The organism is Micromonospora sp. II (assembly GCF_001709195.1).
Lineage (GTDB): Bacteria > Actinomycetota > Actinomycetes > Mycobacteriales > Micromonosporaceae > Micromonospora > Micromonospora chalcea.
Window position 1 is genome coordinate 89,531 of the sequence record NZ_LYXF01000006.1, and the last position, 13,282, is coordinate 102,812.

General features: G+C 74.2%; 10 protein-coding genes. 6 read left to right on the top strand and 4 right to left on the bottom strand.

Annotated elements, in window-relative coordinates; all coding sequences use genetic code 11:
- The first annotated feature begins 293 nt into the window (after positions 1-293).
- On the top strand, positions 294-2,285 hold the full coding sequence (locus A8711_RS03590) for an acetoacetate--CoA ligase (RefSeq protein ID WP_043326486.1): 1,992 nt from the start codon (positions 294-296) through the stop codon (positions 2,283-2,285).
- Positions 2,286-2,403: 118 nt separating this feature from the next.
- Here A8711_RS03590 and A8711_RS03595 read toward each other — a convergent pair whose 3' ends face one another.
- Entirely contained in the window at positions 2,404-3,093 is a 690-nt protein-coding gene (locus A8711_RS03595) for a TIGR03089 family protein (protein WP_043326485.1), read from the bottom strand.
- 150 nt (positions 3,094-3,243) lie between these two features.
- On the opposite strand from A8711_RS03595, the gene A8711_RS03600 reads away from it, so the two are divergent.
- Both A8711_RS03600 and A8711_RS03605 read left to right on the top strand, forming a co-directional pair.
- Positions 3,244-4,389 carry a glycosyltransferase family 1 protein gene (locus A8711_RS03600; RefSeq protein ID WP_030501347.1) on the top strand — a complete coding sequence of 382 codons (1,146 nt, stop codon included), beginning with the start codon at positions 3,244-3,246 and terminating at the stop codon, positions 4,387-4,389.
- Between the two features lie 65 nt (positions 4,390-4,454).
- Entirely contained in the window at positions 4,455-5,546 is a 1,092-nt protein-coding gene (locus A8711_RS03605; RefSeq protein ID WP_069087482.1) for a mannose-1-phosphate guanylyltransferase, read from the top strand.
- Positions 5,547-5,574: 28 nt separating this feature from the next.
- Here A8711_RS03605 and A8711_RS03610 read toward each other — a convergent pair whose 3' ends face one another.
- A complete protein-coding gene (locus A8711_RS03610) occupies positions 5,575-6,150 on the bottom strand; it encodes an NUDIX hydrolase (RefSeq protein WP_064447703.1) in 576 nt (191 codons plus the stop codon).
- 298 nt (positions 6,151-6,448) lie between these two features.
- Between A8711_RS03610 and A8711_RS03615 the strand changes: the two genes are divergently transcribed.
- On the top strand, positions 6,449-7,438 hold the full coding sequence (locus A8711_RS03615) for a helix-turn-helix transcriptional regulator (protein ID WP_043326482.1): 990 nt from the start codon (positions 6,449-6,451) through the stop codon (positions 7,436-7,438).
- Between the two features lie 16 nt (positions 7,439-7,454).
- Here the strand turns inward: A8711_RS03615 and A8711_RS03620 are convergent, their stop codons facing one another.
- On the bottom strand, positions 7,455-8,540 hold the full coding sequence (locus A8711_RS03620; RefSeq protein ID WP_069087434.1) for a coenzyme F420-0:L-glutamate ligase: 1,086 nt from the start codon (positions 8,538-8,540) through the stop codon (positions 7,455-7,457).
- On the bottom strand, positions 8,537-9,484 hold the full coding sequence (cofD, locus tag A8711_RS03625) for a 2-phospho-L-lactate transferase (RefSeq protein WP_069087435.1): 948 nt from the start codon (positions 9,482-9,484) through the stop codon (positions 8,537-8,539). Before cofD ends, A8711_RS03620 begins: the two co-directional genes overlap by 4 nt.
- A gap of 98 nt (positions 9,485-9,582) precedes the next feature.
- Between cofD and A8711_RS03630 the strand changes: the two genes are divergently transcribed.
- Positions 9,583-10,533 (top strand): hypothetical protein, encoded by a 951-nt coding sequence (locus tag A8711_RS03630; RefSeq protein ID WP_069087436.1) that lies wholly within the window; start codon positions 9,583-9,585, stop codon positions 10,531-10,533.
- Between the two features lie 159 nt (positions 10,534-10,692).
- Positions 10,693-13,218 carry a bifunctional FO biosynthesis protein CofGH gene (locus A8711_RS03635; protein ID WP_069087437.1) on the top strand — a complete coding sequence of 842 codons (2,526 nt, stop codon included), beginning with the start codon at positions 10,693-10,695 and terminating at the stop codon, positions 13,216-13,218.
- The last annotated feature ends 64 nt before the right edge of the window (positions 13,219-13,282 follow it).

Below are 13,282 nucleotides of genomic sequence, written 5' to 3' on the forward strand. Positions count from 1 at the left end.
CGCCTCCGGTAGAGGAGGGGACCCCTATTAACACCCCCGCCGACACACGCCGCCTCCACCGGCGCCTGGACACCCGCGGAGGGCGAGGTGTTAACAAGGGGCCCTTTCTCTACCGGAGGCGTTAACAGGGGGCCCTTCCTTACACGCGGGCCACATGGGGTGGGGGTGCGGGGTGTGGGCGGGCCACGCCCCGTGCGCCGTGCCCGGCGCGGACAATGGCGGCACGAGGTAGGGCAAGATGGCGCCACGGCCCCGGCACACCGTCGTGGCAGGGCCTCAGGGAGGGTGGATCAGTGGCTGACGTGCTGTGGACGCCGCCGGCGGACGTGCGGGAGCGGTCCCGGATCGGTGACTACCTGCGCTGGCTGGCCGAGCACCGCGGGCTGGAGTTCGCCGACTACGACGCGCTGTGGCAGTGGTCGGTGACCGACCTGGAGGCGTTCTGGCGCTCGATCTGGGACTGGTTCGACGTGGTCGCGCACACCCCGCCGACGGCGACGCTGACCGACCGGGCCATGCCCGGCGCCCGCTGGTTCCCCGGCGCGACGCTCAACTACGCCGAGAACGTGCTGCGCATGCCGGGGCTGGGCGACGACGACCCGGCGGTGATCGCGCACGGGCAGACCCGCGCCCCGGAGACGCTCACCGCCGCCGAGCTGCGCGAGCGGGTCCGCCGGGTGGCGGCCGGGCTGCGCCGCCTCGGCGTGGGTGCGGGCGACCGGGTGGCCGCGTACGCGCCGAACATCCCGGAGACGTACGTCCTGCTGCTCGCCACCGCCAGCCTCGGCGCGATCTTCTCCTCCTGCGCGCCCGAGTTCGGCACCCGCAGCGTCACCGACCGCTGGCAGCAGATCGAACCGACGGTGCTGGTGGCAGTGGACGGCTACCGGTACGGCGACAAGCCTGTGGACAGGCGCGCCGAGGTGGCCGCGATCCGGGCCGCGCTGCCGTCGCTGCGGCACACGGTCGCCATCGCGTACCTCGATCCGGACGGCCCGGCCCCCGACGGCGCGCTGCCGTGGACGGAGCTGGCGGCGCCGACCGACGAGCCGTTGACGTTCACGCCGGTGGCGTTCGACCACCCGCTCTACGTGCTCTACTCCTCCGGCACCACCGGCCTGCCCAAGCCGATCGTGCACGGCCACGGCGGCATCCTGCTGGAACACCTCAAGATGCTGGCGCTGCACCACGACCTGGGTCCGTCCGACCGGTTCCTGTGGTTCACCACGACCGGCTGGATGATGTGGAACTTCCTGGTCTCCGGCCCGGCGGTGGGCGCGGCGATCGTGCTGTTCGACGGCAACCCGGGCCACCCCGACCTGGGTGCGCTGTGGCGGCTGGCCGCCGACACCGGCACCACGTACTTCGGCACGTCCGCGCCGTTCCTGCTGGCCTGCCGCAAGGCCGGCCTGGTGCCGCGCGAGGTCGCCGACCTGTCCGCGGTGCGCGGCCTCGGCTCGACCGGCGCGCCGCTGCCGGCCGAGGGCTTCACCTGGGTGTACGAGAACGTCAGCGACCGCCTCCAGCTCCAGTCGCTGTCCGGCGGCACTGACGTGTGCACCGGGTTCGTCGGCGGCGTGCCGCTGCTGCCGGTGTACGCGGGGGAGATCGCCTGCCGGGCGCTGGGCGCGAAGGTGGAGGCCCGCTCGGCCGACGGCAGCGCGGTGATCGGGCAGCTCGGCGAGCTGGTGATCACCGAGCCGATGCCGAGCATGCCGGTCGGGTTCTGGAACGACAGGGACGGCGCGCGCTACCGGGAGGCGTACTTCGAGGTCTATCCCGGGGTGTGGCGGCACGGCGACTGGATCACCGTGAACGAGCGCGGCGGGTGCGTGATCACCGGCCGGTCCGACGCCACGCTCAACCGGGGCGGGGTGCGGCTCGGCACCGCCGAGTTCTACTCCGTGGTCGAGGGCCTGGACGAGGTGGTCGACTCGGTGGTCGTGCACCTGGAGGACGACGAGGGCGGCGCGGGTGAGCTGCTGCTGTTCGTGGTGCTCGCCGAGGGCCTGGAGCTGGACGACGACATGCGTAAGAAGATCTGCCGGGAGCTGCGTACCGCGCTGTCGCCGCGGCACGTGCCGGACGAGATCCACCAGGTCCGGGCCGTGCCGAGAACGTTGAGCGCCAAGAAGCTGGAGGTCCCGGTCAAGAAGATCCTCACGGGTACCCCGGTGGACAGCGCGGCGGCCAAGGGCGCCCTGGCCAACCCCGAGTCCCTGACGGCGTTCGCCGCCCTGGCCCAGCGCCGGTCCACCACCGACAGCCCCGTCTCGCCTCGCTGATCCCGCCGTCCCCGTCGACCCGCCCGTTGATCTTGCACTTTCTGCCCCGGCGAACGGGGCGAATCACCCGCCCCGAGGGCCGAAACTGCAAGATCAACGGGGAGAGGGCGGGCGAGGGTCAGGGCAGGGTGTGGGTGGTCTTCTCGGTTTCGGCGCGGGAAGCCAGGCGGGTCGGGTCGGGGTGGGCGCACGCCACCACGCTGGCTCCTGCCGTGAGCGGGGTGAGCAGCCAGTCGACCGGGTCGGGGTGGGTGGTCACGTCTACCAGGAGGCGGTCGCCCTGGGTCAGGCCCAGCTCGGTGGCGCGGGCCGTCGCGCGGGCCAGCAGCGCCGCGTCCCCCTCGCCACCCTCGGGGTACGGCGTGAAGTGGTCGCCGTGTCCGCGTACCGCCGTCACGAAGTCGGCGTAGCCGGCGGGCACCTGCCGCATCGGCAGCGCGAACGGGTCGAGCGCCAGCGCGTACCGCTCGCCGGCCGGCCACCCGGCCGCCTCGTCCACCCGGTCGGCGGCCACGAACAGCACCTCCACCGGCCCCGGCGCGTCGGTCACCGTCAGTTTCGCCGACCAGCAGCCGAGCAGCACGGCGGCGGTCTGCCAGTGCGGCGGCAGCAACACGCCGGCCGGGTCGCCCGGCGCGGCGCCGATCTCGTCGGTGAGCAGGTTCGCGGTCTTCGCCACCCAGTTCGCAAGCGTCGCGCCGGACAGTTCGGTGCGCTCGCCGGTGGCGTCGTCGTACCAGGTCAGCAGCGGTCGGGTGGGGTCCGGCGCGATCGCGTCGGCGAACACCCGGGCAATGTTGTCGGCCATCGGCGCGAACGATACGCGCCCCGCGTGCGTACTCGATGACAACGTCAAGTCGGCGTACCGTCGGGTCGCGGTCAGCGTTGTGCGCCCGGCGCGGCGTACGCTTGCCGACAGTGTTCTTCCCCACAACTGCGCCATCTGAGGAGCCGCCCCGTGACCGCCGGTCGCCCGCCCCGCGTTCTCATCGACGCCACGAGTGTCCCCGCCGACCGTGGCGGCGTCGGTAGATACGTCGACGGACTGCTCGGCGCGCTGGGCCGGGTCTGCGGCACCGGCGTCGACCTGGCGGTGGTGAGCCTCCGCACCGACCTGGAGCGCTACACCCGGATGCTGCCGGGCGCCGAGGTGATCCCCGCCCCGGCGGCGGTGGCGCACCGGCCGGCGCGGCTGGCCTGGGAGCAGACCGGCCTGCCGCTGCTGGCCCAGCAGGTGGGCGCGGAGGTGCTGCACTCGCCCTTCTACACCTGTCCGCTGCGGGCCGGATGCCCGGTGACGGTCACCGTGCACGACGCGACGTTCTTCACCGAGCCGGAGCACTACGACAAGTCGCGCCGGACGTTCTTCCGCAGCGCCATCAAGACCTCGCTGCGGCGGGCCGGCCGGGTGATCGTGCCGAGCAAGGCCACCCGGGACGAGCTGATCCGGCTGCTGGACGCCGACCCGACCCGGATCGACGTCGCCTATCACGGCGTCGACCAGGACGCCTTCCACGCGCCCGGCGACGAGGAGAAGGCGCGCGTGCGGGCCCGCCTGGGGCTGGGCGACAGCAGCTACGTCGCGTTCCTCGGGGCCAAGGAGCCGCGCAAGAACGTACCCAACCTGATCCGCGGCTGGGCGCGGGCGGTGGCCGACCGGCCGAACCCGCCGGCGCTCGTGGTCGCGGGCGGGCAGGGGCACGACGACGACATCGACCGCGCGGTGGCCGAGGTGCCGTCGCACCTGCGGCTGCTGCGCCCGGGCTACCTGCGTTACGCCGATCTGCCCGGCTTCCTGGGTGGCGCGCTCGTGGCCGCCTACCCCTCCTACGGCGAGGGCTTCGGCCTGCCGATCCTGGAGGCGATGGCGTGCGCGGCCCCGGTGCTCACCACGCCGCGCCTGTCCCTGCCCGAGGTGGGCGGCGACGCGGTGGCGTACACCAGCGAGGACCCGGACCAGATCGCCGCCGACCTGGCCGCTCTGCTGGACGACGAGCCGCGGCGGCTCTCGCTGGCAAAGGCCGGGTTCGACCGGGCCAAGGAGTTCACCTGGGAGTCCAGCGCGGACGTGCACATCGCGGCCTGGCGACGGGCCCGGTCCTGAGGGCCGGCGGGGCGGCCCCGGCCGACCGACCGTGACGACTCGCCCGCTTCGGGCATGATGTGCTGATGTTCTACGCCGTCATCCCGGCGGGTGGCAGTGGCACACGGTTGTGGCCGCTGTCCCGTGCCGGCCATCCCAAATTCCTCCACCCGCTGACCGGCACGCCGGCCTCGCTCCTGCAGGCCACTGTCGACCGGTTGTCGCCGTTGACCACACCGGAGCGCACGCTCGTGGTCACCGGGGCCGCGCACGCCGCGGCGGTGGCCCGGCAGCTGGCCGGCGTGCCGGAGGAGAACATCCTGGTCGAGCCGTCGCCCCGCGACTCCTGCGCGGCGATCGCGCTGGCCGCCGCGGTGATCGCCGCGCGTACGCCGGACGCGGTGATGGGCTCGTTCGCCGCCGATCACCTGATCGGCGACCCGGCCCGGCTGGCGGAGGTGGTACGGCAGGCCATCCGCGGCGCGGAGCAGGGGCTGCTGATGACGGTGGGCATCACCCCGACCCGCCCGGAGACCGGCTACGGCTACTTGGAGACCGGCGACCCGGTGGGGGACGGCACGCTGCGCCCGGTGCGCGAGTTCAAGGAGAAGCCGGCCGCCGAGGTGGCCGAGGTCTACGTCAACTCCGGCCGGCACCTCTGGAACGCCAGCATGTTCGTCTGGCGGGTGGACGTCTTCCTCGCCGAGCTGGCCCGCCAGGAGCCGGAGCTGCACGCCGGGATCACCGCCATCGCGGCGGCGTGGGGCACCCCGCAGCAGGACGACGTGCTGGGCCGGGTCTGGCCGACGCTACCCCGGATCTCGGTCGACTACGCGGTGATGGAGGGCGCGGCGACGGCGGGCCGGGTGGGCACCGTGCCGGGTGACTTCGGCTGGAACGACGTCGGTGACTTCCACACGCTCGGCGAGGTGCTGCCGGCCGACGGCGCCGGCAACGTGGTGCTGGGCGGCGACGCCAAGCCGGGCGTGCTGCTGCACGACACCACCGGCACGGTCGTGGTGTCGCACTCCGGCCGGCTCGTCGCCACCGTGGGGGTGCACGACCTGATCGTGGTGGACACCCCGGACGCGCTGCTGGTCTGCCCGCGTGACCGCGCGCAGGACGTGAAGAAGGTCGTGGACGAGCTGAAGGAACGCGGCGAGGAGGGCCTGGTCTGATCCGGCCGGTGCGGCCGCCCGCTTCCGGTCAGCGGGCGGCGCGACGGGCCAGCACGGCGAGCGCCGGTGGCACCAGCTGGGCCGTCGCGTGGGCGAGCGGCTCGGGCAGCCGGTCCGGCGGGAACCAGCCGAGCGCCTCGGACTCCGCGCTCACCTGCTCGACCGCCCCGGCCGGGGCCAGCACCGCGTACCGGACGTCGTAGTGGAACGACCCGCCCTGGCAGGCGACCTGGTGGATGTCCACGTCGATCGGTTCCGGCTCGATCGTCAGACCGGCGATGCCGGACTCCTCGGTGGCCTCGCGCAGCGCGGCCGCCACCAGCGTCCGGTCGCCCGGCTCGCAGTGCCCGCCGAGCTGCACCCACCTGCGGATCTTGCCGTGCAGGCAGAGCAGCACCCGGCCGTCCGGGTCGAGCACGAGCGCGCTGGCGGTGACGTGCCCCGCCCGGTGTGTCCGGCTCATCGCCGCCGGCCCGTCGGCCAGCAGCGCCAACGTCCGGTCCCGGGCGGCGCCGGCGGCCGGGCTGGTCGCCGTCCAGCGGCTCAGCGCCGCGACGGCGTCGGCGTGCAGGTCGGCGTACGTGGTGAGATCGGTGTCGGGCACCCGGACACTCTACGAGCGCCACTGCGCTGCGTCTGCGCGGCGACCCACCGGCGGATGAGCGAAAGCCGGGCGGCACCCCTGCGACGATGTCGCAGACCCTCGTGGTGCCGCCCGGCCACGCCCGTCAGCCGGCGACCGGGTCGAGACTGCGCCCCGGCGTCGGCGGGCAAGGAAGAGTTTGCCGAACCGGTCACCTCACCGTCGAGGTCTTTCACCTCAGGCTTAAAGATGGAGATTACTGCCGACGGGTAAAGTCGAGCCGTGGCGGGCACCCCCGCCGTCCGCACGGGAGCACTCCATGTTGAAGATCGTTTTCTCGGGCGAAGACGTCCTGCGGACCCGGGTCGCCCCGCGCGCGGACCCGCTCTGGGAGCTGGTTCTCAGCCTGCACCTGCTCCAGGGGCGCAGCCGCGACCCGATGATGACCACATGGCGGCGGACCGTGGCGCACGGGCTGCGCACCGACAGCGACGCCGAGCAGTACCGCCTGCTCCTCGCGCTCAACCCGCCGCGTGGCTACTTCCCCGACTTCCTCACCCCGTTCGCCAGCCGGGAGGGCTTCGAGGTGGGGCTGGACGCGGTCCGCGGCACCCCTACGGACATGCTGCGCCGCGACCTGACCCGGCTCGCCGAGGAGACCACGTTGCCGCCCTCGGCGACGGCGCTCGCCCGGGGTGAGCCGGAGACACTGCACCACCTCACCGACTCCATGGCGCGATACCAGTCGCTGGCCGTCACGCCGTACTGGGCCCGGGTGCAGGCAGCGGTCGAGGCGGACCGGGCCCGGCGTGCCCGCGCCATGCTCGACGGCGGCGCCGAAGGGCTGCTGGCCAGCCTGCGTCCGAACATGCGGTGGAACTCCGGCGTGCTGGAGGTGCTCGACTATCCGGACACCCGGGAACTGCACCTGGACGGGCGCGGGCTGCTGCTCGTCCCGTCGTTCTTCTGCTCGCGTACCCCGGTGGCGCTCGTCGACCCGACCCTGCCGCCGGTGCTCGTCTACCCGGTGGACCGGCTGGCCGGCCTGACACCGGCGTCCGGCGCCGCCGGGTCACCCCAGGGCGAGGCGCTCGCGGCCCTGATCGGCCGCACCCGGTCGCGGGTGCTGCATGCCGCCGACGAGGGCTGCACGACCGGCGAGATGGCCCGCCGGCTGCACATCTCCGCCGCCGCGGCCAGCCAGCACACCACAGTGCTGCGCAACGCCGGGCTGCTGGTCAGTCAGCGCGAGCGCAACACCGTCCTGCACACGCTGACGCCGCTGGGCCGAGCCGTCCTCGACGCCTGACCTCCGCCGGGCCGTCTCAGAGCGCCAGCGTGGCGCTGGCGGCGCTGCCGGCCGGGGGCGGGAGCAGGACGGAACCGATTCCCTCGGCGGCCAGCGCGGCGCGCAGGCGTTGCACGTCCGCGCCGAACCGGACCAGGTCCGCCGGGTCGAGCGGGGTCGGCGCCGCGCCGAGCAGCAGGCCGGTGGCCGAGGCGGGCCAGCCGGGCACGGTGGCGGCGAGCCCGGCGCGTACCTCGTCGTCTGTGACGTGCGTGAAGGTCGTGCCTGGCGCGACCACGTCGGCCACCGAGCCGATCGCCCGCCGCACCGCGTCCGCGTCGGCGGGCTCCGGCCCGGGCCGGTCCGGCAGCGTCGCCGCCGCCCGCAGGCCGGCGGCGCGCGCCTCGGCGGTACCGAGCGAGAACAGGTCCATCGAGGCGTCGCGGACGAGCGCCCGGGCGCCCTCGTCGTCGTCCCGGGGGGTGCCGAGATAACCCCGGACCACCGCGACCGGCACCTGGTCGCACTTGCCCTTGATCAGCTCGCCGGCGCCGGCCAGTTCGTCGACCACCGCCATCTGGGTGACGAACAGTTCGTTGCCGTACGGGTCGACCTCGCCCCGGTGGTCGCGGATCGCCGGCATGCCCGCCACCCCGAGCGCCACGTCGGTGAGCCCGTTGCGCCACGGGCGGCCCATGGTGTCGCTGACGATCACGGCGACGTCGAGGCCGTACCGGTCGCGCAGCGCGGCACGCAACGCCCGCGCGGAGGCGTCCGGGTCGGCCGGCAACAGCACCAGGCGGGTCTTGTCCACGTTCGACGCGTCGATGCCGGCGGAGGCCATCACGAACCCGTGGTGGGTCTGCACGATCCGGGTGGCGCCCCGCGTCGCCACCACCCGGGCGGTCTCGCCGTCCAGGATCCGGTCCCGCGCCTCGAGCCGTTCCGGACCGTCGGCGGGCACGTCGACCAGCCGGCCCTCCGCCTTCGACACGATCTTGCTGGTGACCACCAGCACGTCGCCGTCACGCAGCCACGGCGCCGCGCCGGCGATCAGCGCCGCCAGGTCGTCGCCCTCGGTCACGTCGCCGATGCCCTGCACCGGCAGAATCTCCAGCCTCACATCAGCTCCAGCGCGGCGCGCACCATCGCGGCGGTCGCCGCCTCGTCGGTCATCCGCAGCGGCGCCGCGCGGACCACCACGTCCGGCACCGCCGTGCCCTCGTCCTCCGGCGCCACCAGCCAGCCGTCGAGCAGCCCGCCGGTGGACCGGGCGCCGTAGAGGCCGGCCACCCCGGCCGCGCTGCACTCCACGCCGAGCACGGCGAGGCAGCGGTCGGCCATGCCGCGTACCGGCGCGCCGCCGATGATCGGTGACACCCCGATCACCGGGGCCGGCCCGCCGGTCACCGCGTCGCGCAGGCCGGGCACGGCCAGCACCGGGGCGATGCTGACGACCGGGTTGCTGGGCGCGATCAGCACCACGTCCGCGGCGGCGATCGCCTCCACCACGCCGGGCGCGGGCTTCGCCGCTTCGGCGCCCACGAAGACGAACCGGTCGGTGGGTACGTCGGCGCGGTACCGCACCCACCACTCCTGGAAGTGGATCGCGCGCCGCCCCTGCTCGTCGGTGACGACGGCATGGGTCTCCAGGCGCTCGTCGGTGGCCGGCAGCAGCCGTACGCCCGGTTGCCAGCGCGCCGCCAGCGCCTCGGTGACCTGGGACAGCGGATAGCCGGCGTTGAGCATCGTGGTGCGGACCAGGTGGGTGGCGATGTCCTTGTCGCCCAGACCGAACCAGCTCGGCTCCGCGCCGTACGCGGCCAGCTCGTTCTTCACCGTCCAGGTCTCGCCGACCCGGCCCCAGCCGCGTTCCGGGTCGGCGCCGCCGCCGAGCGTGTAGAGCACGCTGTCCAGGTCGGGGCAGACCTTCAGCCCGTGCAGCAGCAGATCGTCGCCGACGTTCACCACGGCGGTCACCTCGGCGCCCACCTCGCGGGCGTACGCCCGTACGCCGAGCAGGAAACGGGCGCCCCCGATGCCGCCGGTCAGAACCACGATGCGCATGCGTCCATCCTTCCGCACGTGCCGCCGTCGATCGCTCGGTGGCCGGAGAGACTACGCTCACTTCGGCAACTGTCCGCTTTCGTCCCCTGGGGGAGTCCGTGACCAGCCCCGCCGAGCCCGCGTCCGGCGACGCCGCGCAGGCCAGCCAGTTGATCAAGCCGTTGCGCGAACTGGCCGCGCTCGTCCTTCTCGGCGCCAACGCCGTGCTGCTCTTCGTCGGCCTGCTGCGCCTGCTGGTGCCGGTCGACGACTACAGCACGTTCAGCGGCCGGGCGGGAAGCACGTACTTCAGCTTCGTCGGCCTGGAGGCGACGGTCCTGCCGTTGCTCGCCGTCCTGATCGCCACCGTGATCCGCCCGGTCGTGCCGAAGGCCAAGCTGATCACGCAGGTGGCGCTGGTCGAGTACGCCGTGTCCGCCGTGTTCGGCGCGCTGACGTTCCTGATCTGGCTGGTCGGCCGGCTCGCCGACGGTGAGGTGCTCGATGCGTTCCTCGGTCTGCTGACCCGCGCTGCCTGGTTGGCGCTCTTCGCGGTCGCCGCGTTCGTGGTGTTCAAGATCTGGCGCACCCTCTACTACGTGCCGAAGCCCAAGGCGCAGCCGGGCGTGTACGGCCAGGCCCAGCCCGGCTGGCCGCAGCAGCCGGGGCAGCCCGGCGGCTACCCCGGTCCGGGTGGCTACCCGCAGCAGCCCGGCCCGGGCTACCCGCAGGCCGGCTCGCCGCCGCCCGGCTGGCCGCAGCAGCCCGGCCAGTACGGCCAGCCGCAGTCGGCGCCGCCGTTCAACACCGCGCCGCCGCACGCCCCGCAGTCCGGCCCGCCGTTCGCCGACCCGCAGCCGGCCCCGCAGGCCGGCTCGCCGTTCGCCGGTCCGCAGCAGGCGCCGCAGTACGGCTCGCCGCAGTCCGCGCCGCCGTTCGGCCAGCCGCCGTCGGCCGACCCGACGCAGGCGATCCCGCGCCAGTCCGCCGAACCGGGCGCGTCGACGCCCACCGCCGACGACGAGCGCACCCAGCGGTTCGACCGCGAGGACCCGAACCAGCCCCGCTGAGCCGCGCGGCGGGCGACGGAGCGCCGTCGCCCGCCCGACGGCAGGCTCCCGACGGCCCGCGCCGGTCCCGCTGTGAGGCGGGCCACGCGGGCCGTCCCGTTGCCCGGACCGCGAGCGGGCGCGGGCGGCCTGTCGCCCGGCAGCGCATAGGCTGGGCGGATGGTTGATCGCAGCGACCCCGAACCGACCGAGGCGAGCGTCCGGCGGGCGCTGGGACGGGCCGCCACCGGCCGGGCGCTCGACGCCGACGAGGCCGGCGCGCTGCTCGCCGCGCGCGGGCAGATGCTCGACGAACTGCTCCGGATCGCCGGTGAGATCCGCGACGCCGGGCTGCGCGACGCCGGGCGGCCGGGCGTGGTCACGTACTCCAAGAAGGTCTTCATCCCGCTGACCCGGCTCTGCCGGGACCGTTGCCACTACTGCACGTTCGCCACCGTGCCGCACCGGCTGCCCGCCGCCTACCTGGAGCGCGACGAGGTGCTGGCGATCGCCCGCGAGGGCGCCGCGCAGGGCTGCAAGGAGGCGCTGTTCACGCTCGGCGACCGGCCGGAGGAGCGGTGGCCGGCTGCCCGCCGGTGGCTGGACGAGCGGGGGTACGACTCGACGCTGGACTACCTGCGCGCCTGCGCGGTGGCGGTGCTGGAGGAGACCGGCCTGCTGCCCCACCTCAATCCGGGCGTGCTCTCCTGGTCGGAGCTGCAGCGGCTCAAGCCGGTCGCGCCGAGCATGGGCATGATGCTGGAGACCACCGCCACCCGGCTGTGGTCCGAGCCGGGCGGCCCGCACTACGGCTCACCGGACAAGGAGCCGGCGGTCCGCCTGCGGGTGCTCGACGACGCCGGCCGGGTCGGGGTGCCGTTCACCACCGGCATCCTGATCGGCATCGGCGAGAACCGGGCCGAGCGGGCCGACGCGATCTTCGCGATCCGCCGCGCGATGCGGGAGTACGGCCACCTCCAGGAGGTGATCGTGCAGAACTTCCGCGCCAAGCCGGACACGGCGATGCGCGGCATGCCGGACGCGGAGCTGCACGACCTGGCCGCCACGGTGGCGGTGGCCCGGGTGCTGCTCGGCCCGAAGGCCCGCATCCAGGCTCCGCCGAACCTGATCGCGGGCGAGTACGACCTGCTGCTGCGCGCCGGCATCGACGACTGGGGCGGCGTCTCCCCGGTCACACCCGACCACGTCAACCCGGAGCGCCCCTGGCCGCACCTGGAGGAGCTGGCGGCGCGTACCGCGAGTGCCGGGTTCACGCTGCGCGAGCGGCTGACCGTCTACCCGGAGTACGTCCGCGCGGGCGGCCCGTGGCTGGACCCGCGCCTGCTGCCGCACGTCACGGCGCTCGCCGACCCGGCCACCGGGCTCGCGGTCGAGGAGGCCCGCCCGGTGGGGCAGCCCTGGCAGGAGCCGGAGGAGACCTACGGCGGCCGGACCGACCTGCACGCCACCATCGACGTCACCGGCCGCACCGAGGACCGGCGGGGCGACTTCGACAGCGTGTACGGCGACTGGGCCGAGGTGGCCGGCAAGGTGGCGCCGCAGGCGCGCGCGGGCGTACCCCTTGCCGGTGGCGCGGACGCCGACCTGCGCGCGGGCCTGCGGCTGGCCGCGGACGACCCGGCCGCGCTGCTGACGCCGGCGCACGAGGCGAAGGCGCTGGCGCTGTTCGGCGCGGACGGCCCGGCGCTGGACGAGTTGTGCCGGCTCGCCGACGACGCGCGCCGGGACGCGGTGGGTGACGACGTGACGTACGTGGTGAACCGGAACATCAACTTCACGAACGTCTGCTACGTGGGGTGCCGGTTCTGCGCGTTCGCCCAGCGGGAGAGCGACGCCGACGCGTTCCGGCTGTCCCTGGAACAGGTCGCCGACCGGGCCGAGGAGGCGTGGACGGCCGGCGCGACCGAGGTCTGCCTTCAGGGCGGCATCGACCCGAAGATGCCGGTCACCGGCTACGCCGACATCGTCCGGGCGATCAAGGAGCGGGTGCCGGGCATGCACGTGCACGCGTTCTCCCCGATGGAGATCGTCACCGCCGCCGCGAAGGCCGGCGTGCCGGTGCGGGAGTGGCTGCTCCAGCTCCGCGAGGCCGGGCTGGACACCATCCCGGGCACCGCCGCCGAGATCCTCGACGACGACGTGCGCTGGGTGCTCACCAAGGGCAAGCTGCCGGCCGCCGCCTGGGTCGAGGTGGTGAGCATGGCGCACGAGCTGGGCATCCGGTCCAGCTCCACGATGATGTACGGCCACGTCGACCACCCGGGCCAGTGGCTGGCCCACTTCCGGGTGCTGGCCGGGGTGCAGGACCGTACCGGCGGGTTCACCGAGTTCGTGGCGCTGCCGTTCGTGCACACGAACGCGCCGATCTACCTGGCCGGCATCGCCCGCCCGGGTCCGACGTGGCGGGAGAACCGGGCGGTGCACGCGATGGCCCGGCTGCTGCTGCACGGGCGGATCGGCAACATCCAGTGCTCCTGGGTGAAGCTCGGCGACGAGGGCACGGTGGCGATGCTGCGTGGCGGCTGCAACGACCTCGGCGGCACGCTGATGGAGGAGACCATCTCCCGGATGGCCGGCTCGGGCAACGGCTCGGCCCGTACCGAGGAGCAGTTGCGGGCCATCGCCACCGCCGCGGGCCGCCCGTTCCGCAAGCGGACGACCGCGTACGGTCACGCCGGCGCCTGAGGTCGAACCTTTCCCCGTCGCCTGCCGTACCTGTGGATGCCGGCGGCGGTTTCGGCGAGGACCG

What these genes read in the sequence shown, in the direction of transcription:
- A8711_RS03635 (WP_069087437.1), top strand. Translation starts at nt 10,693, where the DNA reads ATGGTTGATCGCAGCGACCCCGAACCGACCGAGGCGAGCGTCCGGCGG.
- A8711_RS03595 (WP_043326485.1), bottom strand. Translation starts at nt 3,093, where the DNA reads ATGGCCGACAACATTGCCCGGGTGTTCGCCGACGCGATCGCGCCGGAC.
- A8711_RS03605 (WP_069087482.1), top strand. Translation starts at nt 4,455, where the DNA reads ATGTTCTACGCCGTCATCCCGGCGGGTGGCAGTGGCACACGGTTGTGG.
- cofD (WP_069087435.1), bottom strand. Translation starts at nt 9,484, where the DNA reads ATGCGCATCGTGGTTCTGACCGGCGGCATCGGGGGCGCCCGTTTCCTG.
- A8711_RS03615 (WP_043326482.1), top strand. Translation starts at nt 6,449, where the DNA reads ATGTTGAAGATCGTTTTCTCGGGCGAAGACGTCCTGCGGACCCGGGTC.